The following is a 24543-nucleotide window of genomic DNA, read 5'->3' as shown; positions in this document are numbered from 1 at the left end:
GAGGGGTTGTGAGGGAAACGAGAAGCGACGGAGAGCTGCTGCGGGCCATCGCGGCGGACGGGGACCGTCGCGCCTTCGAAGAGCTGTACCGGCGGTATGCGCCATGGCTGACCGCGCGGCTGCGCGGCCGGTGCGCCGACCCGGGCATCGTCGACGACGTCGTGCAGGAGACCTTCCTCGCCGTGTGGCGCGGCACCGCCCGCTACCGCGAGGAGGGCGACCCGGCCGGCTGGCTGTGGCGCATCGGCTCGCGGCGCCTCGTCGACTCGATGCGCGGGGACGGCGCGCGCGGCCGGCTGCGCAACGCGCTGGCCCGGCTCCGGCACCGCGACGAGGCCTCGGCGGAGGAGCGCGTGCTGGCAGGCGTCGAACACGGCGACCTGGCGGGCGCGCTGACCAGACTCTCGCCCGAACTCCGGGCGGTGCTCCAGGCCACGGTGATCGACGGACTCAGCACCAGGGAAGCGGCCGTCCTGCTCGGTATCCCGCCGGGCACGGTCAAGACGCGGGCACTGCGTGCGCGCAAGCAGTTGCGGGAGGCGTTGGCATGAGCGACGACCGTCACGGAAGCGATGGCACAGAGATGAGCGGTGACAGCCGTACGACCTGGCATGTACCGGAGGACGACCTCCGGGCCTATGTGCGAGGCGAGTTGGCGGCACCGCGCCTGTGGTCCGCCGACACCCACCTCGCCGCGTGCGCGCGGTGCCGGGAGACACTGGCCGAGAACAGCGACCCGGTCGCCCTGGACGCCGGATGGGAGCGGCTCGACGCCGAACTCGACGCCCCGCGGCCGGGTCCGGTGGAGTGGCTGCTCGTCCGGCTCGGCGTCCCCGACCACACGGCACGGCTGCTGGCCGCCGCACCCGCCCTGCGCCGCTCCTGGCTGGGCGCGATCGGCGCCCTCCTGGTCATGAGCGTGGTCGCGGCCGACCTGGTGCGGGCCGGAGCCGCGCCCACCCTCTTCCTGGCCCTCGCGCCGCTGCTCCCGCTCGCCGGGGTCGCGGTGTCCTACGGCCCGGGGATCGACCCGACGTACGAGATGGCGGTGGTCTCACCGCTGCACGGCTTCCGGCTCCTGATGATCCGTACGGTCGCGGTCCTGACCGTGTGCCTCGGATTCAGCGGCCTCGCCACCCTCGCCCTTCCCTCCTACGGACTGCACGCCCTGGCCTGGCTGCTGCCCGCCCTCGCCCTCACCGCGACCGGACTCGCGCTCACCTCCCGGCTCGGTCCCGTCCTCGCCCCCTCCCTGGTCGGCGGCGGCTGGGTCGCCCTGCTGCTCGCGGCCCGGGCGGCCACGGAACCCGACAGCACGCTCGCCCCGTTCACCGCGGCCGGGCAGGGCGTCTGCGGGGCCGTCGCGGCACTGGCCGCCGTCCTCCTCTACCTCGCCCGGGACCGCTTCGACGCGTCGCGCCTCCCGTTCACCGACTTCACCGACAGGAACGCAGCATGATTCCCACCGTCTCCGCCTCCGGGCTGAGCCTCCGCTTCGGCGGGACGCTCGCGCTCGACGACGTCTCCCTGCGCCTGCGCGAAGGAGTCACCGGACTCCTCGGGCCCAACGGCGCCGGAAAGACCACCCTGTTGCGGGTGCTCGCCACCGCCGTGCCCGCGGACCGGGGCTCCTTCACGGTCCTCGGCCACGACCCGTCCGGCACCGCGGGCCGTTTGGAGGTGCGGCGCACGCTGGGCTACCTCCCGCAGACCCCCGGATTCCACCAGGACTTCTCGGCCTTCGAGTTCGTCGACTACGTGGCCATCCTCAAGGAGCTGACCGACCGCGGCGCCCGGCACCGCGAGGTGCGCCGCGTCCTGGACTCCGTCGGCCTGTCCGACGTGCGGGGCAAGCGCATCAAGCGGCTCTCCGGAGGCATGCGCCAGCGGGTCGCGCTCGCCGCCGCCCTGGTCGGCGACCCCGGTTTCCTCGTCCTGGACGAACCGACCGTCGGCCTCGACCCCGAACAGCGCATGCGCTTCAGGGAACTGATCGCCCAGGCGGGAGAAGGACGCACCGTCCTGCTCTCCACCCACCAGACCGAGGACGTCGCGATGCTCTGCCACCGCGTGATCGTCATGGACGCCGGCCGCATCCGCTTCGAGGGCACCCCCGCGGAGCTGACCGAGCGGGCGGCCGGCCGGGTGTGGAGCAGCGCCGAGCGCGATCCGTCGGCCCGCGCCGGATGGCGCACGGGCACGGGCGCCTTCCGCAACGTCGGCGATCCGCCCGAGGGCGCCGACCTCCTCGAACCGACGCTGGAGGACGGCTACCTGCTCACGCTCGACGCCCGGACGGCGGAGGTGGCGGCATGAGCACCACCACCGACACGATCACGCAGGCGGCTCCCACGGGGGTGGAGCCGCCCGCCCGGGGCCGGGAGTCCAGGTCGCCCGCGATCCTGGCCCTCGCCCGCTTCGAAGCGCGTGAACTGCTGCTCCAGATCCCGGTCCTGCTCTTCCTCGCGCTGTATGTCGGCTATGCCGGCTGGAGGTTGTTCATCGGGGGTGACGGCATGGACGACTTCCCCGTCCTCCAGGACGCCGACAGGGCCACCCAGCCGACACCCATGCTGCTGGCCGTCGCCGTGTTCATCTGCGTCAACCGCGCCGTACTGCGGTCCCGCCGGCAGTCCACCGACCAGCAGTTCGCCATCCTGACCATGGAGCCCTGGCGGCGTACGGTGGCGCACGCGCTGTCCGTCCTGCCCCTCGGCGCGATCACAGCGCTCGTCGTCACCTTCCAGTACACGTGGGCGGCGCTCAAGCCGGGAGCCGTCGGTCACGGCTCACCCGCCGAACTGGTCGTGGGCCCGCTGACGGTCCTGCTGGCCGGTGTCCTGGGGGTCCTGCTCGCCCGGGTGATACCGGTCGGGTTCGTCGCCCCGCCCTTCGTGATCGGCGGGTTCGTCCTCACCACCCTGGTCTCCGCGGCCACCCAGGGGAAGCACTGGGTGAGCTGGCTCGGGCCCGTCGTCACGGAAGAGGGCGCCGACCCCTTCCCCTCCGAACTGCTCGGCCGCCCGGCCGCCTGGCACGCGCTCTACCTGACGGGCCTCGTGGTCCTGCTGCTCTGCGTTGCCGTGCTGGTGAGCGGCGGCCGGACGAGACTGGTCACCGCGGCGACCGCGCTCGCCCTCGCCGCGACGGCCGTCGGCGTGGCCGGGCAGTCCCCGGCCGAGCCGGCCTCGCTGATCGCCGCCCGCACCAAGGCCTCCGTCACCCCGCAGAAGGAACAGACCTGCGTGCGGCACGGACGGTCCACGTACTGCGCCTTCCCGGAGTGGACCGGCCGCACCGCCGACTGGGCCCGGGCGGTCGACCGCATCCAGTCCCGCGCGGGCGGTTCCGCCGGAGGCGCGCGACTGACCGTGCGCCAGTGGATCGACGCCCGCTACGGCCTGCAGGGCGACGCCGCGATCTCCCCCGCGACCACGCCCGGACATGTCACCGTCGGCACGCGCTGGGGCGGCAACCGCCTGCCCGAGTTCGCGGTCGGTGTCGCCTCGGTCCTGGTCGCGGGCACCGAGAAGGAGGCCGGAGAGATGTGCGACGCCCGCGCGGTGACCATCATGTGGCTGGCGCTGAGCACCCAGCCGGATCCGATGCAGTCCCTGCGCGACGTCCGCCTGGACGACAGCATCGCGGGCTCCGCGATCGCACTGGCCCCCACGAGCCCCGTCTCCATGTCCGCCCAGCAGACCACCGTGGTGCGTGAACTGCTCCAGAAGCCGCACTACAGCGTTGCCGCGAAGGTCAAGGCGCACTGGACGGAACTGACGTCCCCGAAGACGCCCACGGCACGGGTGGCCGAGCTGCTCGGCGTACCGGCCGGCGGCAAGGGGACCGCGGCGGACTCGGGGAGCGGCAAGTGCGAGGAGTAGTCAGGACGATGACAGAGGCTTCCGCCGACCGGCCCACGAAAGCCGCCGGGCCCCCACCCGCCCGCGTCGTGGCCCGCGCCCTGGTCCGCCCGGTCTGGCGAGGTCTGCCCCGCTGGGCCGTGCTGACCGGTGCCGTCCTCGGGCTGGTCCTGGCCGGCAGCTCCCGGACGGTCTCCGAGGAACCGGACCCGTGGCTGTGTCTCACCCTGCTGCGGGCCGCCGCCCTCGCCTTCGGCCTGGGACTGGCGTTCCTGCTCGACGACCCGGCCCGGCACACCACGGCCACGGTGCCGACCCGGCGCCCGGTGCGGACGGGCCTGCGGCTGGCGCTCGTCGTGCCGCTCATGGCGGTGTGCTGGACGGCCGCGCTGTTCCTCGTACCCGCCGAGGGCCGGCCCCCGATGGGCGCGATCACCCTGGAGGGGGCAGCCATCATGGTCCTCGCGCTGACCTCGGCGCTCGTCGCCGTGCGGCACTCGGCGGCCGCCGAACCGGGGATCGCGATATCCGCCGGACTGGTGGGCGCGTTCTTCGCCGCCGCGGTGCTGCTCCCCGAGCGCTGGGAACTCTTCGTCGGCCCGTCCGACCCGCACTGGGACGACGCGCACCGACGATGGGCGGTCGTCCTGGTCGTGGCGGCAGTGGCGGGGGCCCGCTCCCTGAGCGAACCCCTGCGGCGACGCCGGGCAACCGTCCTCGCCCACCGCTGACTTCGGCCTGCCGGACGGGGCTCGCGAGCCCGAAGGCTCAGGACTCCGTCCGGTACATCAGGTCCGTCTCGTGGGTGACGAAGCCGAGACGCTCGTAGACGCTGACCGCCGCCTTGTTGTCGGCGTCGACGTAGAGCATCGCGGTGGGCAGGGCCTGTGCGGCGAGGTGGCGCAGTCCGATCGTGGTCAGCGCCTTGCCGAGTCCGCCGCCCTGGGCGCCGGGCCGCACACCGAGGACGTACACCTCGCCCAGCCCCTCCTCGGCGTGGACCTTCGTCCAGTGGAAGCCGACGAGTTCCTCGCCGCGGAAGGCGAGGAAGAAGCCGGCGGGGTCGAACCACGGTTCGGCGGTCCGGTCGTCCAGGTCGCGTTGGGTGAGGGAGCCCTGCTCGGGGTGGTGGGCGAAGGCGGCGGCGTTCACGGCGAGCCAGGCGGCGTCGTCCTCGCCCGGCACGAAGGTCCGGACGGTGACACCCTCCGGCAGCTTCGGCTCGGACAGGTCGAGATCGTCCAACGGGCGGCGCATCTGGCGCAGTTCGCGGAAGAGGGTCAGGCCCAGGACCTGTGCGAGATGGCGGGCGGCGGAGTGACCGCCGTGCGCCCACACCCGCAGCCGCTTCCCGGACTCGTTGAGCATCGCCGAGCCGAGGGCCCGCCCGTGGCCGTGCCCCCGGTGCGCCGGGTGGACGACCAGTTCGGCGGCCGGGGCCTCGACCGGGTCGGTGTCCTCGAGTTGTGCGTAGCCGACCAGTTCGGGGCCGACGGTCAGCAGCAGATGCCGGACGCCCTCACGGCTCCCGCCCTTGAGCTGGAGCCGCCCCTGCTCGGACACGGCCTGCTGTCCATCGGTCCGAGCGGCCTCCGAGAGCAGCCGGAGCACGTCCTCGGCCTGGTCCGGGGAGAGCGCGGAGTAGGTCTCGATGGAGCGGGAGAGGGCGAAGGGCGCCGCGTCGTCGCTGGTCATGGATACGAGGGTACGACTCGGCGATGGGGGGACAAGGAGTTGGGCGACGCGGACACGGATCGTGGCGGGCGGGGGCCGGCCGGGGAAGGCGGATCGCGCCTCGGCGGGGGAGCCGCGGAGCGGGCTTCACGGGTTCGCGGAAGGGGGACGCAGGAGTGCGGCGGGGAGGCCGGGACGGGGTTCCCGGGTTCGCGGACAGGTGGGGTGAAGGGGTGCGGCGGGGAGACCGGGACTGAGTTTCCGGGTTCGCGGAAAGGGCGTGAAGGGGTGCGGTGGGGAGCCGTGGTCGTGTGGTTGTCGGCCGGCGGTGTGGTGATGGCAATCAGTCCGTAACCGCGAACCCCCTTTCGCGCTACGCGCGTTGATTCTAAAGTGCGTGCAAAGCCCCGGCTGTTCATCAGCTCGCCCACGGTCCGCACGGCACCCACGGCACGCACCACCCGCTCGGCTCACGCACGACGCACAGGGCACGCACCACCCGCTCGGCTCACGTACAGCACACCGTTTCGGCCTCTCACCGTTCTCCAGGGGGAACCATGCCGCCCACGATCCGGTCCAGACGCAGTCATCGCCTCCTCGCGGCCGCCGCCGGTCTCGCCACCGTCGGGGCACTGGCCGCCGCGATCCCGGCGAGCGCGCACCAGGACAAGGCGACACCGTCGCACCACCAGGGCAGCGGCCGTTACCAGGACGTCCAGCTCCTGTCGTTCAACGACCTGCACGGCAACCTGGAGCCGCCGACCGGTTCCTCGGGCCGGGTCACGGAACTGCAGGCGGACGGCACGACGAAGACCGTCGACGCGGGTGGTGTCGAGTATCTGGCCACGCATCTGCGCAACGCGCGCCAGGGAAACAAGTACTCGATCACGGCGGCCGCCGGTGACATGGTCGGCGCCTCCCCGCTGATCTCCGGCCTCTTCCACGACGAGCCGACGATCGAGGCGCTCAACGGCCTGGACCTGGACGTCACTTCGGTCGGCAACCACGAGTTCGACGAGGGCGCCAAGGAATTGGCCCGGCTCCAGAAGGGCGGCTGCCACCCGACGGACGGCTGCTCCGGCGGCCAGAAGTTCACCGGCGCCGACTTCCCCTACCTCGCGGCGAACGTCACCGACGAGAAGAGCGGCAAGCCGATCCTCAAGCCCTACTGGGTGTGGAAGAAGAACGGCGTCAAGGTCGGCTTCATCGGCGTCACGCTGGAGGGCACGCCGAACATCGTGTCCGCCGAGGGCGTCAAGGGCCTGAAGTTCGGCGACGAGGTCGAGACGATCAACAAGTACGCCAGGGAACTCCAGCGCCAGGGCGTGAAGTCGATCGTCGCGCTGATCCACGAGGGCGGTTCGCCCGCGTCGACGGCGTACAACTACGACTGCGACAGCCCCGGCGCCGGTGACGGCATCTCCGGGCCGATCGTCGACATCGCGAAGAACGTCACGCCGGCCGTGGACGCGCTGATCACCGGCCACACCCACCAGGCGTACGCGTGCACCATCCCCGACCCGGCGGGGCGGCCCCGCATGGTCACCTCGGCCTCCTCCTTCGGCCGGCTGTACACGGACACGACGCTGACGTACGACCGCTGGACCGGTGACATCGCCCGTACGGCGGTGAAGTCCGCGAACCACGTGGTCACGCGGGACGTCGCGAAGGCCGCCGACATGACGACGCTGATCACCAAGTGGAAGACCCTCTCCGCGCCGGTCGCCTCGCGTCCCATCGGGTACATCGCGGGGGACATCGGCAACACCGGCACCGAGTCCCAGGCCGGTGACCTGATCGCCGACGCGCAGCTCGCGTACGCCAAGTCCGTGGACCCCGAGGCCGACCTCGCGCTGATGAACCCGGGCGGCATCCGCGCCGGATTCACCTACACCGCGAGCGGCGGCGAGGGAGACGGCGTGGTCACCTACGGGGAGGCGTACACGGTCCAGCCGTTCGCCAACACGGTCAACCTGGTCGACCTCACCGGCGCACAGGTGATCACCGCCCTCCAGCAGCAGGTCAGCGGCGCCAACGAGGCCTCCCCGAAGATCCTCCAGATCTCCAAGGGCCTCACCTACACCCTCGACCTGACCAAGACCGGCGCGGCGCGTGTCGTCGCCGACTCGGTCAAGCTCGGCGGCACCGCGATCGACCCGGCCGCCACCTACCGCGTCGCGATGAACTCGTTCCTCGCGGGCGGCGGCGACGGCTTCGCCGAGCTCGGCAAGGGCGGCAACGTCCGTGTCGGCGGCGACGACCTGGCGGCCCTCGGCACCTACCTGACGGCCAACTCCTCGGCCGCGAGCCCGTACCCGGTCCCGGCGGCTGACCGGATCACGGTCCTGAAGTAGCCGGAGGCGCCGGCCGGTCCGACGGTCCTCCGCCGGACCGGACCGGCCCCGTATCGCAGACGAGCGAGCCCCCATTCGAAACACCGGGTGGGGGCTCGCTCGTCGTCGGGAGGTCGCGGGGCGTGGGTCGCGGTTCGAGGGTTGCGGTTCGCGGGTCGGGAGGCGGGGAGTCGGGGAGCAGGCCCGGTCCAGGTCAGAGGGTCACGTCAGGGGGTGTCGGGCGGGGCCGTCGGAGCGCCTGGAAGCCGGACGGCCGCGATCGTGCCGCCGCCCTCCGCGGGGCTCAGCGTCACCTCGCCGCCGCACTGCTGGACCGTGCGGGCCACGATGGACAGGCCGAGGCCCGAGCCGGGCAGGGCCCGGGCGTCCGGGGAACGCCAGAAGCGGTCGAAGACGTACGGTAGTTCGTCGGCGGGGATGCCGGGGCCGTGGTCGCGCACGGTCAGTTCGCCGCCTTTGAGCCGGACGTCGATCGTGCCGCCCGCGGGGCTGAACTTCACCGCGTTGTCGAGGATGTTCACGATCGCCCGCTCCAGGGCGGAGGGCTCCGCCCGGACGAACCAGGGCTCCAGGTCGGCCGTGATCGTCAGCTCCGGGCCGCGCAGCCGGGCCCTGCGCAGGGCCGCTTCCACGGTGTCCCGCAGGTCCACGACCTCCACCCGGTCGGCCGGGTGTCCCGCGTCCGAACGCGACAGGGTCTGGAGGTCGCCGATCAGCGCCGCCAGCTCCGTCATCTGCGCGGTCACCGACGCGAGCAGTGCCTTGCGGTCCGCCGGGGGGATCGGACGGCCGATCTCCTCGCTCCGGGTGAGGAGTTCGATGTTGGTCCGCAGGGAGGTGAGCGGCGTCCGCAGCTCGTGGCCCGCGTCGGCGATGAGCTGCTGCTGCACCTCGCGTGAACTGGCGAGGGAGGCGGTCATCGAGTTGAAGGAACGGGAGAGCCGGGCGATCTCGTCGTCGCTGTCCTCGTCCACGGGGATGCGGATGGTGAGGTCTTCCGTTCGGGCGACGTGCTCCACGGCCTCGGTGAGCTCGTCGACCGGCCGAAGCCCGGCCCGCGCGACCCAGAGCCCGGCTGCGCCCGCGCCCACCACGCCGATGCCGCCGACGAGCAGGAGCACCAGGGCCAGGTCGTTGAGCGTGGACTGGGTGCTCTTCAGAGAGGTGGCGATCACGAGGCCCACGTTGGGGCCGGGCTGTCCATCGGCGGTGGAGGTGGTCAGCGGCCTGAGCATCACACGCACCGCGTTGCCGTCTTCGTCGGTGCCGTCACGGAAGTAGGACTTGTTGAGTTCGCCGTTCTTGATCGCCGTCCTGTCGGACTGGGTCACCTTGACCTTGCCCACGGAGTTGTCGACGGGGCAGGCGGTTCCGTTCTCCTTGACCACCTGGACGTAGTTGTTCCGGAAGGGGGAATCAGTGGTGTCCGGGGTCGCGGAGCAGTAGTTGAGGGCGTTGAGGATCGCACCCGGCGGGCTTCTCATGCCCCTCTGCAGATCGTTGTCGACCTGCTCGTACAACTTCCCCTGCACGATGAACCAGCACGTCACCGACACCGCCGCCACCGCGAACGCCACCGCGGCAGCGACCAGCAGGGCCAGCCGTGAGCGCAGGGGCAGGGACCTGAAACCGCGCATCACTCCGCGCCACCGGACCGCAGTACGTACCCCACGCCCCGCACCGTGTGGACCAGGCGCGGCTCGCCGCCCGCCTCCGTCTTGCGGCGCAGGTACATGACGTAGACGTCCAGGGAGTTCGAGGAGGGCTCGAAGTCGAAGCCCCAGACGGCCTTCAGGATCTGCTCGCGGGTGAGGACCTGGCGCGGGTGGGCCAGGAACATCTCCAGCAGGGTGAACTCGGTGCGGGTCAGCTCCACCGGCCGTCCCGCACGGGTCACCTCCCGCGTCGACAGGTCCATGCGCAGGTCGCCGAAGGTCAGCGCGTCGTCCTCGACGGCCGCGCCCGCGGCCGCCGCGTACGAGCTGCGCCGCAGCAACGCACGGATGCGGGCGAAGAGTTCGTCGAGCTCGAACGGCTTGACGAGGTAGTCGTCCGCCCCGGCGTCCAGCCCGGTGACGCGGTCGCCGACCGTGTCGCGGGCCGTCAGCATGAGGATGGGTGTGGTGGTGCCCGCGCCGCGCATCCGGCGGGCCGCGGTGAGACCGTCCATGCGCGGCATCTGGATGTCGAGGACGACCAGGTCGGGCTGGTAGGCGATCGCCTTCTCCAGGGCGTCCGCGCCGTCCACCGCGACCTCGGTGTCGTATCCCTCGAAGGCCAGGCTGCGCTTGAGTGCGTCGCGCACGGCCGGCTCGTCGTCGACGATCAGGATGCGCTGGGTGTCACGGTCGCCTTCGGCGGAGCTCATGGGCGTCGGGTTCCTCGGGTGGTATGGGTCGTGATCCGGTGCTTTCAGCCTCGCATGTTCCGGGCTGTGCCGGAATGGATCAGCTCCGTACGGAGCGGCGGCGGGCGGAGGCCCGGCTCCGGGCGGGCCGGGACACGGCCGGGGCCAGTTCGGGGGCGCGCCGGACGGGCGTGTGCAGTTCGCGGGCGACCGCCAGGGCGAGGCCGAGTGCGGCCGCGTCTCCCGCGGCGGCGGTGTGCTGGACACTCTTGATCATCATGGCGACCTCCGTGGTCAGTTGTCGGAACCGCCGGCCCGCAGATCGGCGAGGTCGGACTTGACGGTGTTGATCGGGATGGCGAAGCCGAGGCCGACGCTGCCCGCGCTCGACGAGGAGGACGAGGAGTCCGAAGCGGCCGAGTACATCGCGGAGTTGATGCCGACGATGTTGCCGTTCATGTCGATGAGGGCGCCGCCGGAGTTGCCCGGGTTGAGCGAGGCGTCGGTCTGCAGGGCCTTGTACGTCGTGGTGGAGGAGCCGGTGTCGCCGTTGAACTGACGGCCGCCGAACTCGAACGGCCACTGGCCACTGTCGCCGCCCTGCTGTTGCTGCTGGCCCTGGCTCTCGTCGGTGGAGACGGTCACGTCCCGGTCGAGGGCGGAGACGATGCCGCTGGTGACCGTGCCGGTCAGGCCCTCCGGGGAGCCGATCGCGACGACCTGGTCGCCGACCTGGACGCCGTCGGAGTTGCCGAGCGTCGCCGGCTTCAGACCGGACGGCGGGTTCTCCAGCTTGATCAGCGCGAGGTCCTTCTTGCTGTCGGTGCCCACCACGGTGGCGGTGTACGACTTCCCGTCGTTCAGCTGCACCTTGATCTCGGAGGCGCCCGAGATGACGTGGTTGTTGGTGATGATCTCGCCGCCGGTCGTGATGATCACGCCCGAGCCGGTGGACGAGCCCGCGTTCGAGGTCGCGCCGATCTCGACGATGCTCGGGCTGACCGCCTTGGCGACACCGGACACCGTGCCGCGCTGGCTGGTGGGCACCACGTTGGCGCTGGTGGTGCTGGAGGTGGCGACGGTGTCGTTGCCGGTCAGCTCCTGGAAGGCGTACGCGGTGCCGCCGCCGATGGCGGCCGCGACGATCGCCACTGCGGCGAGCAGGGCGAACGGACCCTTGGCGCGCCGCTTGCCGGACGTACCCGCGGGGGGCTCGGCGGGGCCGGGGGCCACCGTCGCGAACGCGGCGGTGGTGCCGGCGGGGTCGGGCTCGGGGTAGCCGTAGCCGGCGTACGGGCCGGGACCGTGGCCCCCGTCGCCGCCGCCGTGGCCGGATCCGGAGCCCGGCCACACCGTGGTGCCCGGCTCGACGTGCACCGGCCCGGACGGGTCGTACGCCGGGGGCGGAGGCCACTCGGGGTTCACGGGGGAGGAGGGGTGCGACTGCTGCTCCGGGTACGCGGACCCGTGGTCGTCGCCCTGGGGGTACTCGCCGCTACGGCGGAAGCTCTCGGTCATGAAAAGAGACTGTCCCCCGATCATGAGAGCTCCCTGAGTGGCCCCTGAGAAGCCCGACAGAACCTCGTATGCCCGATATAAAGACGCTTTCTGCGAACCCGCTGAGAGATGCCTGCGGGCGGCTTGAGAACTCTCTGTGAGCGCGCGCCGGTGCCTTCGCGGGCCCTTCCCGCCTCCGTTCCGCCGTGTACCCGTCCGTGCACCGTGCGTGGGTCCGTCGTGCACCGTGGGTGGTTCCGTCCCTCTCCGGCGAACGGCGGGTTGCGCGCTGGTGATGTCCCGGAACGCCGGGGGCGAACACTTTTCCGACCCCTGTGTAGGCCGTGTGCCCGGAGATCGGTGAGGCCTACGATTCCCGGGCCGGAGGGGGGCTCCGCGGTTACGCCCGATGTCGATGCAAGCGATTGCCGTCGACGGCTGGGCCGGTGCGTCGTACGCCCTTCTCGGGCCACTGACGAGAGATCTACGCACCCACACCCAGGAGTCCTGAGTGATACCTGCTCTGCGCGCCCGTTGGAGACGCCCCGCCACGGCGTTGCCGACGGCCGCTCTCGCGCTGGCGCTGACCTGCGCCGGCGCCCTCGCGGCACAGCCCGCCTCCGCGGCCGGTGACCCGGCCGGACCGCCCGACGCGAGCGTCGCCCGGTCCACCGCGGCGCCCGCGCCGACGGCCTCCGACAAGGAGCTGCGCCACCGCGTCGTCGAGGCCGCCAAGACCCAGGCGACCCCCGGCACGGCGCCCAAGAGGACGCCGTTCATCATCGGCGGCAGCGAGACGACGATCTCCTCCGCGCCGTGGATGGTCCAGCTCTCCTACTACGACGACGCGGCGGGGACCGGCTACTTCTGCGGCGGCACCCTCGTCGCCCCGAACAAGGTCCTGACGGCGGCCCACTGCGTCGCCGGCCTGGACTGGGCGGACAACGGCGCGGTCGTCGCCGGAGCCACCGGTCTGCTGGACACCGCCAACGGCACCGTCGCGGGCGTCTACCGCCAGTGGAACCACCCGCACTTCGACGCCTCCACCCTTCAGAACGACGTGGCGGTCCTCACTCTGGACCGTCCGCTGGAGAAGCAGTGGGCGAAGCTGGCGGCCGCGGGCGACACCGCCTACTACCAGCCCGGCAACAACGCCACCGTCTACGGCTGGGGCCTGACCTCGGGCGCCGCGGACGCCGACCTGTCGGCGAACCTGCGCAAGGTCACCCTGCCGCTGGTCAAGGACGCGACCTGCAACAGCGCGATGAACACCGTCCTCGGCGAGGACGACTTCATCGAGGGCTCGATGTTCTGCGCGGGCACCCCCGCCACCGGTGTCGACGAGGGCACGAAGAGCCCGTGCAACGGTGACTCCGGCGGCCCGGTGATGTTCGGCGGCAAGATCATCGGCATCGTCTCGTGGGGTGTCTCCGGCTGCACCGCCAAGGGCGCCTACCCGGTGTTCACCAAGGTGTCCTCGTACACCTGGGCGGCCCAGCCGCGCATCGACGACGCCGACCTGACGTTCGACGGCCGCGCCGACCTGCTGGAGCGCACGCCGTCGGGCGGTCTGTTCGAGCAGGACAGCAAGGGCACCTCGCTCACCGCGCGCGCCTACCAGGGCAACGGCTGGCAGAACGCGAGCTGGGTCCTCCAGGCCGATCTGGACCGGGACTTCTACCAGGACCTGATCATGCGGGACAAGGGCGACGGCAAGCTCTACCGCAGCTACATGAACCACAGCTCGGGCACGTTCGAGTGGATGCAGATCAGCTCGGTGTGGGGCGGCTACAAGTCGTACGCCATCCCCGGCGACCTGACCGGGGACTCACGCCCCGACCTGGTCGCGGTGGACGCCGACGGATCGGTCTACCTCTACCCGGGCAAGGGCACCGGCCAGTTCTACGGCCGCCTCAAGATCGTCGACAGGGCGTGGAAGAACGTCAAGATCTTCGGTCACGGCGACCTGTCCGGGGACGGCCGCGCCGACCTCCTGGTCCGCAACAGCTCGGGCGTCCTGTACCTCTACCGGGGCACGCAGGTCGAGCACGCTCCGTTCGCGGCGCGCATCCAGGCCCGTACGGGCTGGAACTTCACCTCGTACGTGGCCAACGGCGACGTGACCGGTGACGGCATCGCGGACGTGCTCGCCCGCGACTCGGGCGGCACGCTCTGGCTCTACCCGGGCACCAACAAGGCCTCCACCGGTCTCTTCGGCACCCGCAAGAGCCTCGGCACCGGCTTCAACCAGTACAACCTGCTGTTCTAGGCCTCGGCACAGGAAGATCCCCGCGTCCTGGCAGGGCGCGGGGATCTTCGTCGTCCGGGTGAAGCGCGTGGGGCTGCGGGCCGCAGAGGGCGGGGCTACTCGCAGCCGCAGGACTGGCGGACGACCAGGCGCGAGGGGAACAGCTTCAGCCGCTCGCGGCGGGAGCCGGGCACCCGCAGCCCGTCGTCCAGGACGAGGTCCACGGCCGCGCGGGCCATCGCCGAGCGGTCCGATGCGATCGTTGTCAGCGGAGGGTCGGTCAGGGCCGCCTCCTTGACGTCGTCGAACCCGGCGACGGCGAGCTGACCCGGCACGTCGATGCGCAGCTCGCGGGCGGCGCGCAGGACTCCGATCGCCTGGTCGTCCGTGGAGCAGAAGATGGCCGGCGGCCGGTGCGGTCCGGCGAGCAGTTCGAGGCCGACCTTGTAGGCGTCGTAGCGGTTGTACGGGGCCTCGAAGAGGCGCCCCTCGGTCGGCTTGCCGGCCTCCTGCATCGCACGCCGCCAGCCCTCGACGTGGTCGGAGACGGGGTCGCCGACGGCCGGGGTCTCGGCCGTGCCGCCGAGACAGGCCACGTACTCGTACCCGTGCTCCAGCAGGTGCCGGGTGGCGAGCTGGGCGCCCCCTATGTCGTCGGTGACGACGGCGACGTCGTCGATCGCCTCGGGACGCTCGTGCAGGAGCACCACGCGGGCGTCCCAGGCGTCGATCTCGGCGGCCGCGTGGTCGTTCAGCGCGTGGCTGACGAGGATCAGTCCGGAGACCCGCATGCCGAGGAAGGCCCGCAGATAGTGGACCTCGCGCTCGGCGATGTAGTCGGAGTTGCCGACCAGGACCATTTTCCCGCGCTCGGCGGCGGCCTGTTCGACGGCGTGCGCCATCTCCCCGAAGAAGGGCTGGCGCGCGTCCGGCACGATCAGGCCTATGAGCTCCGTCCGCCGCGAGGCCATGGCCTGGGCGACCCGGTCGGGCCGGTACCCCAGCTCCTTGATCGCGGCGAGAACGCGCTCGCGCGTGGCCGGGGCGACCGGCCGGGGTCCGTTGTTGATGACATAACTGACGACGGCGGTGGAAGTACCCGCCAGCCGCGCCACATCATCCCTAGTCACCTTGGCCACGCGCGGAGTCTACGCGGATGGACCTACCTCTGGGCAGGGCGTACGGCGGCTTCCTGCGGCTCCGCCGAGCCCTCCGCGGAGGCGTGGCCGCCCGCGCGCGCCGTCTCGTCCGCATCATCCGGCTTTGGCTGGGCCGCCTTGGCCTTCGCCTCGTCCGCTGCGCGCTCCACCTTCTCCGGCGTAACGAATCGATAACCGACGTTCCGGACGGTTCCGATCAGGGACTCGTGCTCGGGGCCGAGCTTCGCGCGCAGTCGCCGTACGTGGACGTCGACCGTGCGCGTACCGCCGAAGTAGTCGTAGCCCCAGACCTCCTGGAGGAGCTGGGCGCGCGTGAAGACACGGCCCGGGTGCTGCGCCAGGTACTTCAGGAGCTCGAACTCCTTGAAGGTGAGGTCGAGGACCCGGCCCTTGAGCTTGGCGCTGTAGGTCGCCTCGTCCACGGAGAGGTCGCCGTTGCGGATCTCCATGGGGGAGTCGTCGTTGACGATCTGCTGGCGGCCCATCGCGAGCCTGAGGCGCGCCTCGACCTCGGCGGGACCCGCCGTGTCGAGCAGGACGTCGTCGATGCCCCAGTCGGCGGTGACGGCCGCGAGGCCGCCCTCGGTCACCACGAGGACGAGCGGACAGCCGGGTCCCGTGGAGCGCAGCAGCTGGCACAGGCTGCGGACCTGCGGGAGGTCACGCCGTCCGTCGATCAGGATGACGTCGGCACCCGGGGTGTCGACGAGAGCCGGACCCTCCGCCGGAGCCACGCGCACGTTGTGCAGCAGCAGGCCGAGAGCGGGAAGCACCTCCGTCGACGGCTGAAGGGCGTTGGTCAGGAGCAGGAGAGAGCTCATCGAGCCTCACCCGCCCGGGTCGTCCTGCCTTCGTGCACGGTTCGCTCGCCCATAACGTCTGGTTCCTCCTCGGTCCCTGCGAGGACGTTTGCGGCACTGCCCTGTACATACGGCTCCCGAACCTGAGGGACCCGCTGTGCCTTCGCGGCCCGTACACCTGCGGTTTCCCGCTTCGTATACAACGCTTCCGAAAGCACAAAAGGACCCGGGGGCTACTCTGCCCGAGTCCTCATGCCCAGCAGAATAGCCCACATGAGCCCAGGTCCGGCAGGTCACGTGACGCGTTCCTTCAAGAGTCCACGCCTTGAGACGGCGCCACGCACCCTTCTGCGGAGGTTTCTGCGTACCGCCGACGGGGTGGAGATCGACGCGGCCTACGACTCCGGAGCGGATTCGTCCGGTGACCTCGCGTTCATCGTGGCGCACGGATTCACGGGCGATCTGGACCGCCCGCACGTCCGCCGCGCGGCCCGTGTCCTCGCCGCCGGCGGGGCGGTGGTCACCTTCTCCTTCCGCGGCCACGGCGGATCGGGCGGCCGTTCCACCGTCGGTGACCGTGAGGTCCTCGACCTGGCGGCCGCGGTCGCCTGGGCGCGTGAACTCGGGCACACCAGGATCGTGACGGTCGGCTTCTCGATGGGCGGCTCGGTGGTGCTGCGGCACGCGGCGCTCCACGGGGAGCACGGGCCGGGGCTCACGGGTGGTGCGGCGGCGGCCCGGGAGCGTGAGGGGCGCTCGGAGGCGCGTACGGACGCGGTGGTGTCGGTGAGCGCGCCGGCCCGCTGGTACTACCGGGGTACGGCCCCCATGCGGCGGTTGCACTGGTTGGTGACCCGTCCGGAGGGCCGGATCGTGGGCCGCGTCGGTCTGAGGACCCGGATCGACCACCGTGAATGGGACCCGGTGCCGGCGTCCCCGGTCGAGTGCGTCCCGCACATCGCGCCTACCCCGCTCCTGATCGTCCACGGCGACCGGGACGGCTATTTCCCGGTCGACCACCCGCGCATGCTGGCCGAGGCCTCCGGCGGGCACGCCGACCTGTGGCTGGAGCCCGGCATGGGCCACGCGGAGAACGCGGCCCCCGACGCCCTGCTGTCCCGCATCCGCGACTGGTCCCTCGCGCACGCGGGCTAGCCTGGCGGGGTTCACGCAAACAGGTGCGCGGACACCACACACCAGATCGCTGATTGAGGAACGAGATGGCAAAGGGCACGGTGCGTTACTGGGCCGCCGCCAAGGCCGCGGCAGGCGTCGGCGACGAGCCGTACGACGCCGGCACGCTCGCCGAGGCACTCGACGCGGCCCGCGAACGACACCCCGGCGAATTCGTCCACGTCCTGCGGCGATGCTCGTTCCTGATCGACGGTGATCCCGTGGGGACCCGCGGGCATGAGACGGTACGGCTGGCCGAGGGCGGCACGGTCGAGGTGCTCCCGCCGTTCGCAGGAGGGTGAGCGAGACGATGAGCAACCAGCCGTACGAGGGTCGCCGCGAGGCGTACGACCCGTATCAGCAGCAGCACCAGGAACCCCAGCAGCAGGCCGACTGGCCGCAGCACACCCAGCAGTGGGAGGGGCGGACCTGGGAGACCCAGGCACAGGCGCCGGTCCAGGAGGCCGACAGCTCCTACCTGCCCCCGCAGGGGTACCAGAACTACGGCGAACCCCAGGGGTACGGCCGCGCGGGGGCCGCCCTGCCGCCCGAGGCTCCGGCGCAGCCGTGGAACCCGGCCCACGCACCGGCGGCCGGCGGCCCCGGCGACCCCTCCCGCCCCGGCGGGAGCGCGCGTGACGGCGGGACCCTGCCCGAGAGCGCGGACGAGGCCGACGTCGCCTACGGGCCCGCCACGGTCACCGGCCAGAGCCGGATCACCGACGCGCAGCGCGCCCGCGCCGAGGGACGGTCGCCGATCATCGAGCCCGGGATCCAGCCGGCCGCGCTGACCGCGCTGCTCGCGCTGCTGCTCTCGGGGACGGCGGCGATCGGGGAGTACGCGCTCGTCGTGCCCCTCGTCCTGCTCCAGGCCGTCACCGCGGCGGGCTGGTTCCGGCTGAACGGGATGTGGCCCGCCCGGCAGGGCATCGCGCTGGCGTTCCTGGGCGCGGTCACCGCCGACGTGGCGCTGCTCGCCGCGGGCCGGGAGAACGCGCCCGCCGCGATCCTCGGCACCCTCGGCGTGTGGGTCCTGCTGACCCTCGTGCTCCAGCTCCGCAGCCACGCCGACCCGGACACCCGCATGTACGGCCTGATGGCGACGGTCGTCTCCGCGGCACTGGCGATCATCGCGGCCGGTCATCTGGCGGCCGAGCCGGACGCCGTCACGGTGGGCGCGGCCGCGGTCGCCGCGGCGATCCTGGCCCGCGCGCTGCCGCTGCCGACGGCGGTCTCCGTGGTCGTCGCGCTGCTGGCCGCCACCGGCGCCGGCATCGCGCTCGGCGGGACGACGGACCTGGGCACGCAGGGCGCCTTCCTCGGCCTCGGCGCGGGTGTCTGCGCGCTGATCGGCCACCGGGTGGCGAGCTACGACTACCCCTCCCGTTTCGTCCACTTCACCGCTGGCGTGGCACTGCCGCTGGCCGCCGCCGCACCGGCGGTGTACCTGCTGGGCCGCGCGCTGGGCTGACCGGCCGGACGCGTGGCCGGTTCCGGTCGTCCGGCCGCGCCGAATCGTCACAAGTGATCGACAACTACCTTGAAGGGCCCCCGATTTGGGGGCCCTTCGGGGTTAGGCTCGCGTTCGGTGGCCACTCGGCCGTCCGGACGGGGCCTTCCCAGGTAGGGGAACAACGAGCATGCGTGCACTGCGGATAACCCTGATTCTGCTGGTCGTACTCGGCGGACTGTTCGTGCTCGCCGACCGGGTGGCGGTCGGGTTCGCGGAGGACGAGGCGGCGGGCCGTATCAAGAGCAGCGAGGGCCTCACGTCCACGCCCGACGTGTCCATCGGGGGCTTTCCGTTCCTCACCCAGGTCGTCTCGGGCGAACTCGACGACGTGAAGGTCGGCATCAAGAACTACGAGGCGCCGACGGGCGGCTCGGGCTCCGCCGCGGGCACGATCCGCATCGACGACCTCGACGCCGAGATGCACGGGGTCGCGTTCAGCGGTGACTACAGCTCCGCCACCGCCGGCAGTGCCACCGGCACCGCGTCGATCTCGTACGCCGAGCTGCTGAAGGCCGCCAAGTCCGGGCCGGCGGAGGTGGCGCCCGGCGTCAGGGCCCGGGTCATCGGCCTGTCCGACGGAGGCAACGGCAAGATCAAGGTCACCGTCTCGGCGACCGTCCTCGGCGCCAAGCTGCCCGAGCCGGTCTCGGTGCTCAGCTCCGTGTCCGTCTCCGGCGACACCGTGAAGGTGCACGCCGATTCCCTGCCCAAGCTGGGTGTCCAGCTCGCCGAGGGCAGGATCCGCTCGATCACCGACTTCGAGCAGAAGATCGAGCAGCTGCCCGGCGGCATCAAGCTCGACAAGGTGGAGGCGGCCCACGACGGCGTCCAGATCTCGGTGAAGGGTTCGGACGTCCGCCTGGTCGGGTAGAAGGCCTGGCCGCAGCAGGGTGGAATGTTCGCCGGAGGCGGGTGGCAGGACCGGCCGGGGGTGGACGAAGGGCTCCCCGGAGGCGGGGGGAAGGGCCGGCTGGAAGCGGGCACGGCCTGACCGGAAGCCGGTGGGAAGCCCGGCCGGAGGTGGGCGGGGCCTGGCCGTAGGCGGGTGCAAGGCTCCATCGCAGGCGGGCGGAAGGCCGGACCGGAGGCGGGTGGGAAACCCGGTCGGAGGTGGGCACGGCCCGGCCGGAAGCGGGCGGAAGGCCTGGCCCGAGGCGGGTGGGAAGCCTGGCCGGGCCGGTGGAACGGCCCGTTGAGGGCGGGTGTTGTCCGAAGGGCGAGACAACCCCGTCCGTACCGCAGATGGACGGTCGGGGCGGAAGGCGGCGGACCCCTCCGGCATCCGTGCGGGACGGGCCCCGGCGGCATCCTCGTATCGCCATGCGGACGATCGCGTCTCAGCATCCGACACGCCGGTGACATGCCCGCCTGTCCGTCCCTACGATCGGACTCATGAAGCGACAGGCGGATCTCACGAAGCGGCGGGCAGTAGACCTGTGCCGCGTCGCCGCCATGCTCTGTCGCACCTTCTGAGCGGAAGCGTTCCCGTCTTCCGCGAGCCGGGCCCCAGGACCTCTCTTGTCCGGGCCACCATTGCGCCGCGCGCAGCCCTCACCGGCATGCAGCACCGCACCGCGCACCCTCTCCATCGCATCACCCCGCCGCAACTGCCCCGGAGGAGAACGAGCATGAGCCGCAGCGACGTCCTGGTAGACGCCGACTGGGTCCAGGACCACCTGGACGACCCGAGCGTGGCCGTCGTCGAGGTCGACGAGGACACGTCGGCGTACGAGAAGAACCACATCAAGAACGCCATCCGGATCGACTGGACCAAGGACCTCCAGGACCCGGTCCGCCGTGACTTCATCGACCAGGAGGGCTTCGAGAAGCTCCTCTCGGCCAAGGGCATCGGCAACGACACGCTGGTCGTCCTCTACGGCGGCAACAACAACTGGTTCGCGTCCTACGCCTACTGGTACTTCAAGCTCTACGGCCACGAGAACGTGAAGCTGCTCGACGGCGGCCGCAAGAAGTGGGAGCTCGACTCCCGCGACCTGGTCGACGGCTCGCAGGTTCCCGAGCGCGCCGCCACCGAGTACAAGGCCAAGGCCCAGAACACCGCCATCCGCGCCTTCCGTGACGACGTCGTCGCCGCGATCGGCTCGCAGAACCTGGTCGACGTCCGGTCGCCCGACGAGTTCAGCGGCAAGCTGCTCGCCCCGGCGCACCTGCCGCAGGAGCAGTCGCAGCGTCCGGGCCACGTCCCGAGCGCCCGCAACATCCCGTGGTCGAAGAACGCCAACGACGACGGCACCTTCAAGTCGGACGACGAGCTCAAGGAGCTCTACGCCGCCGAGCAGGTCGACCTCGCCAAGGACACGATCGCCTACTGCCGCATCGGTGAGCGTTCCGCGCTCACCTGGTTCGTGCTGCACGAGCTCCTCGGTGTCGAGAACGTCAAGAACTACGACGGCTCGTGGACCGAGTACGGCTCCCTCGTCGGCGTGCCGATCGAGCTCGGCGCCAACAAGTAACCCTCAAGGCCTGAAGGACGGAATCGAAATATGTGTGGAGCGAAGGCCGGCGGCCCCGACGCCTCGACGATCAAGCCCGGTGAGACCACGATCCAGGGTCAGGTGACCCGCGACGGCGAGCCGGTGACGGGCTACGTCCGTCTGCTGGACTCGACCGGCGAGTTCACGGCGGAGGTCCCCACCTCCGCGACGGGCCAGTTCCGCTTCTACGCGGCCGAGGGCACCTGGACCGTCCGCGCGCTGGTGCCCGGTGGCACCGCGGACCGCACGGTCGTCGCCCAGACGGGCGGCCTCGCCGAGGTCGCGATCGCCGTCTGAACGGCGGACCGCCGTCGATGACGGCAGTCGACTGAACGGCCGAAGGGCCGCACCCCCGGGGGTTGGACGCTTACCGGATCGGGGTGCGGCCCTTCGGCTCGTCCTCACCCGCTTCCGGGGCCCGCCGGCACTGCGCCGGACGGGTTGTCCGGGCCTACGCTGGTGGTATGTACGCGCGCAGGCGTCACGTGTATTTCGCCATGATGGGGACGTGCGTCGTGCTGTTCGTCCTCGCCTGGGCAGTCGTGCGGCTGTGGTCGGTTCCCGCGGCCGTCGCCATGTGCGTGGTGGCCATGCTGATTCCGCCGGTGGCCGCGATGGTGGCCAACCGGCGGGGGCCCGAGGACCGATGGTGGGACGACCCGTCCGGGGACCCGAAGTCCGACGAGTGGTGGGACGAGCTGGACGGCAAGAAGCGACGGCAGCAGTAGGAAGCAGCAGGAGCGGAAAAGGCGTCTATGTCGCGTACGAGGTTGTCCACCGTGGTGCTCGACGCACCCGACGCCCATGAACTCGCCGACTTCTACCGGCGGCTGCTCGGCTACGAGGTGCGGTCGGAGGAGCCCGACTGGGTGCTCATCGGCCCGCCGTTCGAAGGGATGGCGCTCGCCTTCGAGACCGAGCCGCTCTACACGCCGCCGGTGTGGCCCGCGGGCCCCGGCGACCAGCGGATGATGCTCCATCTCGACATCGAGGTCGACGACCTGGCCGAGGAGACCGACCGCGCCGTGGAACAGGGCGCCCGGCTCGCCGAGCACCAGCCGCAGGAGGACGTACGGGTGCTGTTCGACCCGGCGGGCCACCCCTTCTGTCTCTGGGTGGACACCCGCACGCGGCGCAGGTGGGGTCAGTAGCGGCGCCGAGAAGACGGGTCGACGGCCGGCGGGGCGACGGCGGCCGGCCGGGGAGGGGGCCCCGGCGGGAGCGCCGGCCCCGGGAGCGGGGCGGCGGTCAGTAGACCAGCGCCTGCGTCCCGTCCGTCATCGCCTCCTGCACGAACACCTGCGCGCCCGCGATCCGTACGCCGTCCAGGACGTCCTTCTCCGTGATGTCGCGCCGGGCCGCGCACTGGGTGCACAGGGTGATGCGCCCCGCCGCCAGGATCGAGTCGATCAGATCGGGCAGCGGTGCCGCGTGCGGCAGCTCGAATTCGGCGGCGCGGCCCGGCAGCGCGAACCAGGCGGATTCGCCGGTCAGCCAGAGGGAGACCTCCACACCGCTGGCCACGGCCACCGCGGCGACGGTGAACGCCTGGGAGCAGCGTTCCGGGGCGTCGGCCCCCGCCGTCACCTTGATCACGAGCTTGTTCGCCATGGCCGTCATCGTAGTCCGAATCGTGATCAACGGCTGTGCAACCCCGTGCACAGGCCATGGGTCTCCTGTGCGCGGATATGGAATCTGTGCTTCACCTTCTGTGGGGGGACGTCTTGGTAGTACCCGAAGGATCCGAAACACCGGAAAGACCGAGCGTGCCCGATGGCGCGCCGATTGTCGGTCCGGACACGGCGTCGGACGCTCCGTCAGGGCCGCGGCCCCGTAGGCGCGGCCGTACGACGCTGCTCATCGCCACGGCCGCCGTGCTCGGTCTCGTCGCCGGTACCTGCACCGGATTCGTGATCCAGGCCCACCGCGAGCCGACCCGGCTGCCCTCGCTGTCCCAGCCGGTGGTGGCCCGGGCGAAGGGCCCCGGCCCCGAGCCCCTGTCCGCCGCCCAGGACCACCGCGTCAAGACGAACGGCGACCTGCGCAAGCTCCTGATCCCCCGGCCGAAGGGCAAGAAAGCCCTCGACTGGGCGCCCGAAGAGGACGGTTGGCTGGACCTGGGGACCTACGCGGACTCCCTGACCCACGCCGACCGGGTGTTCGGAGATCTGGTCGCGGCGGAATTCCGCCGGGCGGCCGGGGTCAGCTGGTCCGAGGGCAGCACGGGCAGCACTGAGGTCCGGCTGGTGCAGTACCGCCAGGAGGAAACCCTCGGCGCCTCGGAGCGGGCGAGCCGATGGGACGTCGACGGCGCCCGCGGCTATGACGTCCCCGGCGCGGGCGACGGTATGGCCTACCTCTTCGACGCGGAGCGGAAGCCCGGCTACCTGCCGTTCTACAAGGCGCTGGCGACGGCCTCGCGCGGTGACATCGCCATGGAGATCTGGATCTTCGACTCCAAGCCGATCCCCAAGCAGAAGATCATGGACCTGGCGAAGCGTCAGTTGGAGCGGCTGTGAACGAGCGACCTGCCGGCCCGGAGGACGTGACGTCCGTTCCGGAGAACGCCGTATCCGACACCGCCGTCCCCGTCGAGGGAACGCCGGTGGAGCCGATCCCCGCGGACGTGGTCACGACGGAGGCCCGGCCCGCCAAGAGGCGAGTGCGGCCCGGTCGTATCGCCGCCGTCGCCGGGGCCGTCCTGCTGGCCGGGGCCGTCATCGCGGGCGGCGCCTACACCGTGGTGACCGTCCAGGACGCCGACCGGGACGCGGGCGCGCCCGTCTGGAAGCTCCCCAGGGGCGGGAAGCCCGAGTCCGCGCAGGAGCTGAAGGCCTCCTCGGAACTGGCCTCCGTGCTCGTTCCGTACGACGACAGCTGGAGCCGCGGTCCTGACATCGCGGAGTTCGGTTCCGACGCCGCGCTCAGCGGTGGCGAGGCCACGGCCCTGCGCAAGGAGTCGATCCGCGATCTGCCCCGTTCCCAGCGGCGCCGGCTCGAGAAGCAGATCGACAAGCAGCACACCAAGGGCATGGCGATGCGCAGCTACCTGAGCACGTCGAGCGCGAGCGACTCCACGCTCTACTCGGCCCATGCCTTCACGGTGAGCATCGAGCTGGTCCAGATGGAGGACAAGACGGCGATCCGGAACCGGTCCGATTTCCAGAACGAGTTCTTCGACGCTCTCAAGATCTTCCGCGCCGGTCCGAAGATCGAGGGCCACAAGAACGCCAAGTGCTTCCTTCCGCCCAAGGACAAGAAGGAGAAGCTCGACATGATGATCTGCTCGGGCTACCAGGGCGACGTGCTGGTCAGCGCGACCGCCTACGCGGCCAAGCCGCTGAACGCCAAGGGGGTCGCACAGCTCTTCCGCGAGCAGCTCGACCGCATCAAGGAGCCGGGGGAAGCGGTATGACCGA

At 71.5% G+C, this 24543-nt stretch carries 26 protein-coding genes; 18 read left to right on the top strand and 8 right to left on the bottom strand.

Features of this window, described 5'->3' with window-relative positions; all coding sequences use genetic code 11:
* Positions 1-8 precede the first annotated feature (8 nt).
* From ACFYYF_RS38090 to ACFYYF_RS38070, 5 genes are read left to right on the top strand one after another with little or no spacing between them, the layout of a single operon-like run.
* Positions 9-551, top strand: a complete 543-nt coding sequence (locus tag ACFYYF_RS38090; protein ID WP_361693275.1) for an RNA polymerase sigma factor — start codon at positions 9-11, stop codon at positions 549-551.
* Positions 548-1459, top strand: coding sequence for a zf-HC2 domain-containing protein (locus ACFYYF_RS38085; RefSeq protein ID WP_388783222.1), 912 nt, complete (start codon positions 548-550; stop codon positions 1457-1459). Before ACFYYF_RS38090 ends, ACFYYF_RS38085 begins: the two co-directional genes overlap by 4 nt.
* Positions 1456-2316 carry an ABC transporter ATP-binding protein gene (locus ACFYYF_RS38080; RefSeq protein ID WP_361693273.1) on the top strand — a complete coding sequence of 287 codons (861 nt, stop codon included), beginning with the start codon at positions 1456-1458 and terminating at the stop codon, positions 2314-2316. Before ACFYYF_RS38085 ends, ACFYYF_RS38080 begins: the two co-directional genes overlap by 4 nt.
* Positions 2313-3884, top strand: coding sequence for an ABC transporter permease (locus ACFYYF_RS38075; RefSeq protein WP_388783219.1), 1572 nt, complete (start codon positions 2313-2315; stop codon positions 3882-3884). Before ACFYYF_RS38080 ends, ACFYYF_RS38075 begins: the two co-directional genes overlap by 4 nt.
* Positions 3885-3892: 8 nt before the next feature.
* Positions 3893-4594: an ABC transporter gene (locus ACFYYF_RS38070; RefSeq protein WP_388783216.1), complete on the top strand. Its 702-nt coding sequence runs from the start codon at positions 3893-3895 to the stop codon at positions 4592-4594.
* A gap of 37 nt (positions 4595-4631) precedes the next feature.
* Here the strand turns inward: ACFYYF_RS38070 and mshD are convergent, their stop codons facing one another.
* Positions 4632-5558, bottom strand: a complete 927-nt coding sequence (gene mshD, locus ACFYYF_RS38065; protein ID WP_388783213.1) for a mycothiol synthase — start codon at positions 5556-5558, stop codon at positions 4632-4634.
* A 536-nt stretch (positions 5559-6094) separates the two neighbouring features.
* On the opposite strand from mshD, the gene ACFYYF_RS38060 reads away from it, so the two are divergent.
* Complete coding sequence (locus tag ACFYYF_RS38060) at positions 6095-7891, top strand: bifunctional metallophosphatase/5'-nucleotidase (protein WP_388783210.1); 1797 nt, start codon at positions 6095-6097, stop codon at positions 7889-7891.
* A 206-nt stretch (positions 7892-8097) separates the two neighbouring features.
* Here the strand turns inward: ACFYYF_RS38060 and ACFYYF_RS38055 are convergent, their stop codons facing one another.
* From ACFYYF_RS38055 to ACFYYF_RS38040, 4 genes are all read right to left on the bottom strand, one after another.
* A complete protein-coding gene (locus ACFYYF_RS38055; RefSeq protein WP_388783208.1) occupies positions 8098-9528 on the bottom strand; it encodes a sensor histidine kinase in 1431 nt (476 codons plus the stop codon).
* Complete coding sequence (locus ACFYYF_RS38050) at positions 9528-10259, bottom strand: response regulator transcription factor (protein ID WP_361693261.1); 732 nt, start codon at positions 10257-10259, stop codon at positions 9528-9530. Before ACFYYF_RS38050 ends, ACFYYF_RS38055 begins: the two co-directional genes overlap by 1 nt.
* Before the next feature lie 79 nt (positions 10260-10338).
* Complete coding sequence (locus ACFYYF_RS38045) at positions 10339-10518, bottom strand: hypothetical protein (protein WP_361693335.1); 180 nt, start codon at positions 10516-10518, stop codon at positions 10339-10341.
* Positions 10519-10532: 14 nt separating this feature from the next.
* On the bottom strand, positions 10533-11756 hold the full coding sequence (locus ACFYYF_RS38040) for a S1C family serine protease (RefSeq protein ID WP_388783204.1): 1224 nt from the start codon (positions 11754-11756) through the stop codon (positions 10533-10535).
* Between the two features lie 490 nt (positions 11757-12246).
* On the opposite strand from ACFYYF_RS38040, the gene ACFYYF_RS38035 reads away from it, so the two are divergent.
* The gene (locus ACFYYF_RS38035) at positions 12247-14004 is read left to right on the top strand and encodes a trypsin-like serine protease (protein ID WP_388783201.1); all 1758 of its coding nucleotides are present in this window, start codon (positions 12247-12249) and stop codon (positions 14002-14004) included.
* A 95-nt stretch (positions 14005-14099) separates the two neighbouring features.
* On the opposite strand, the gene ACFYYF_RS38030 is transcribed toward ACFYYF_RS38035, so the two are convergent.
* Together ACFYYF_RS38030 and ACFYYF_RS38025 are read right to left on the bottom strand one after the other, a co-directional pair.
* Entirely contained in the window at positions 14100-15122 is a 1023-nt protein-coding gene (locus tag ACFYYF_RS38030) for a LacI family DNA-binding transcriptional regulator (protein ID WP_339130229.1), read from the bottom strand.
* A 23-nt stretch (positions 15123-15145) separates the two neighbouring features.
* On the bottom strand, positions 15146-15964 hold the full coding sequence (locus ACFYYF_RS38025) for a response regulator transcription factor (RefSeq protein ID WP_361693255.1): 819 nt from the start codon (positions 15962-15964) through the stop codon (positions 15146-15148).
* A 252-nt stretch (positions 15965-16216) separates the two neighbouring features.
* On the opposite strand from ACFYYF_RS38025, the gene ACFYYF_RS38020 reads away from it, so the two are divergent.
* The 9 genes from ACFYYF_RS38020 (at position 16217) to ACFYYF_RS37980 (ending at position 22275) form a co-directional block, all read left to right on the top strand.
* Entirely contained in the window at positions 16217-17098 is an 882-nt protein-coding gene (locus tag ACFYYF_RS38020) for an alpha/beta hydrolase family protein (RefSeq protein ID WP_388783198.1), read from the top strand.
* Between the two features lie 65 nt (positions 17099-17163).
* Positions 17164-17418 (top strand): MoaD/ThiS family protein, encoded by a 255-nt coding sequence (locus ACFYYF_RS38015; protein ID WP_355759864.1) that lies wholly within the window; start codon positions 17164-17166, stop codon positions 17416-17418.
* An 8-nt stretch (positions 17419-17426) separates the two neighbouring features.
* Complete coding sequence (locus ACFYYF_RS38010) at positions 17427-18587, top strand: hypothetical protein (RefSeq protein WP_388783195.1); 1161 nt, start codon at positions 17427-17429, stop codon at positions 18585-18587.
* Positions 18588-18756: 169 nt separating this feature from the next.
* Positions 18757-19500, top strand: a complete 744-nt coding sequence (locus ACFYYF_RS38005) for a DUF2993 domain-containing protein (RefSeq protein WP_388783192.1) — start codon at positions 18757-18759, stop codon at positions 19498-19500.
* Between the two features lie 521 nt (positions 19501-20021).
* A complete protein-coding gene (locus ACFYYF_RS38000) occupies positions 20022-20102 on the top strand; it encodes a putative leader peptide (protein WP_350310325.1) in 81 nt (26 codons plus the stop codon).
* 155 nt (positions 20103-20257) lie between these two features.
* Positions 20258-21103, top strand: a complete 846-nt coding sequence (locus ACFYYF_RS37995; protein ID WP_365489723.1) for a sulfurtransferase — start codon at positions 20258-20260, stop codon at positions 21101-21103.
* Positions 21104-21133: 30 nt separating this feature from the next.
* Positions 21134-21421 carry a DUF1416 domain-containing protein gene (locus ACFYYF_RS37990; RefSeq protein WP_054232391.1) on the top strand — a complete coding sequence of 96 codons (288 nt, stop codon included), beginning with the start codon at positions 21134-21136 and terminating at the stop codon, positions 21419-21421.
* Between the two features lie 167 nt (positions 21422-21588).
* A complete protein-coding gene (locus tag ACFYYF_RS37985; protein ID WP_361679039.1) occupies positions 21589-21852 on the top strand; it encodes a DUF3099 domain-containing protein in 264 nt (87 codons plus the stop codon).
* Between the two features lie 27 nt (positions 21853-21879).
* A complete protein-coding gene (locus ACFYYF_RS37980; RefSeq protein ID WP_388783188.1) occupies positions 21880-22275 on the top strand; it encodes a VOC family protein in 396 nt (131 codons plus the stop codon).
* Positions 22276-22372: 97 nt separating this feature from the next.
* Here the strand turns inward: ACFYYF_RS37980 and ACFYYF_RS37975 are convergent, their stop codons facing one another.
* Positions 22373-22735: a DsrE family protein gene (locus tag ACFYYF_RS37975; protein ID WP_388783186.1), complete on the bottom strand. Its 363-nt coding sequence runs from the start codon at positions 22733-22735 to the stop codon at positions 22373-22375.
* 155 nt (positions 22736-22890) lie between these two features.
* Between ACFYYF_RS37975 and ACFYYF_RS37970 the strand changes: the two genes are divergently transcribed.
* Positions 22891-23643: a hypothetical protein gene (locus tag ACFYYF_RS37970; RefSeq protein WP_388783184.1), complete on the top strand. Its 753-nt coding sequence runs from the start codon at positions 22891-22893 to the stop codon at positions 23641-23643.
* On the top strand, positions 23640-24539 hold the full coding sequence (locus tag ACFYYF_RS37965) for a hypothetical protein (protein ID WP_388783182.1): 900 nt from the start codon (positions 23640-23642) through the stop codon (positions 24537-24539). Before ACFYYF_RS37970 ends, ACFYYF_RS37965 begins: the two co-directional genes overlap by 4 nt.
* Positions 24540-24543 lie beyond the last annotated feature (4 nt).

Source organism: Streptomyces sp. NPDC001914, from assembly GCF_042891215.1.
In the GTDB taxonomy this organism is placed as follows: domain Bacteria; phylum Actinomycetota; class Actinomycetes; order Streptomycetales; family Streptomycetaceae; genus Streptomyces.
Note: the sequence above shows the minus strand (reverse complement) of the source record. Positions and strands in the feature narration are given on the sequence as shown.

What these genes read in the sequence shown, in the direction of transcription:
- ACFYYF_RS38085 (WP_388783222.1), top strand. Translation starts at nt 548, where the DNA reads ATGAGCGACGACCGTCACGGAAGCGATGGCACAGAGATGAGCGGTGAC.
- ACFYYF_RS38080 (WP_361693273.1), top strand. Translation starts at nt 1,456, where the DNA reads ATGATTCCCACCGTCTCCGCCTCCGGGCTGAGCCTCCGCTTCGGCGGG.
- ACFYYF_RS38075 (WP_388783219.1), top strand. Translation starts at nt 2,313, where the DNA reads ATGAGCACCACCACCGACACGATCACGCAGGCGGCTCCCACGGGGGTG.
- ACFYYF_RS38070 (WP_388783216.1), top strand. Translation starts at nt 3,893, where the DNA reads ATGACAGAGGCTTCCGCCGACCGGCCCACGAAAGCCGCCGGGCCCCCA.
- mshD (WP_388783213.1), bottom strand. Translation starts at nt 5,558, where the DNA reads ATGACCAGCGACGACGCGGCGCCCTTCGCCCTCTCCCGCTCCATCGAG.
- ACFYYF_RS38060 (WP_388783210.1), top strand. Translation starts at nt 6,095, where the DNA reads ATGCCGCCCACGATCCGGTCCAGACGCAGTCATCGCCTCCTCGCGGCC.
- ACFYYF_RS38055 (WP_388783208.1), bottom strand. Translation starts at nt 9,528, where the DNA reads ATGCGCGGTTTCAGGTCCCTGCCCCTGCGCTCACGGCTGGCCCTGCTG.
- ACFYYF_RS38050 (WP_361693261.1), bottom strand. Translation starts at nt 10,259, where the DNA reads ATGAGCTCCGCCGAAGGCGACCGTGACACCCAGCGCATCCTGATCGTC.
- ACFYYF_RS38045 (WP_361693335.1), bottom strand. Translation starts at nt 10,518, where the DNA reads ATGATGATCAAGAGTGTCCAGCACACCGCCGCCGCGGGAGACGCGGCC.
- ACFYYF_RS38040 (WP_388783204.1), bottom strand. Translation starts at nt 11,756, where the DNA reads ATGACCGAGAGCTTCCGCCGTAGCGGCGAGTACCCCCAGGGCGACGAC.
- ACFYYF_RS38025 (WP_361693255.1), bottom strand. Translation starts at nt 15,964, where the DNA reads ATGAGCTCTCTCCTGCTCCTGACCAACGCCCTTCAGCCGTCGACGGAG.
- ACFYYF_RS38020 (WP_388783198.1), top strand. Translation starts at nt 16,217, where the DNA reads ATGAGCCCAGGTCCGGCAGGTCACGTGACGCGTTCCTTCAAGAGTCCA.
- ACFYYF_RS38015 (WP_355759864.1), top strand. Translation starts at nt 17,164, where the DNA reads ATGGCAAAGGGCACGGTGCGTTACTGGGCCGCCGCCAAGGCCGCGGCA.
- ACFYYF_RS38010 (WP_388783195.1), top strand. Translation starts at nt 17,427, where the DNA reads ATGAGCAACCAGCCGTACGAGGGTCGCCGCGAGGCGTACGACCCGTAT.
- ACFYYF_RS38005 (WP_388783192.1), top strand. Translation starts at nt 18,757, where the DNA reads ATGCGTGCACTGCGGATAACCCTGATTCTGCTGGTCGTACTCGGCGGA.
- ACFYYF_RS38000 (WP_350310325.1), top strand. Translation starts at nt 20,022, where the DNA reads ATGAAGCGACAGGCGGATCTCACGAAGCGGCGGGCAGTAGACCTGTGC.
- ACFYYF_RS37995 (WP_365489723.1), top strand. Translation starts at nt 20,258, where the DNA reads ATGAGCCGCAGCGACGTCCTGGTAGACGCCGACTGGGTCCAGGACCAC.
- ACFYYF_RS37990 (WP_054232391.1), top strand. Translation starts at nt 21,134, where the DNA reads ATGTGTGGAGCGAAGGCCGGCGGCCCCGACGCCTCGACGATCAAGCCC.
- ACFYYF_RS37985 (WP_361679039.1), top strand. Translation starts at nt 21,589, where the DNA reads ATGTACGCGCGCAGGCGTCACGTGTATTTCGCCATGATGGGGACGTGC.
- ACFYYF_RS37980 (WP_388783188.1), top strand. Translation starts at nt 21,880, where the DNA reads ATGTCGCGTACGAGGTTGTCCACCGTGGTGCTCGACGCACCCGACGCC.
- ACFYYF_RS37975 (WP_388783186.1), bottom strand. Translation starts at nt 22,735, where the DNA reads ATGGCGAACAAGCTCGTGATCAAGGTGACGGCGGGGGCCGACGCCCCG.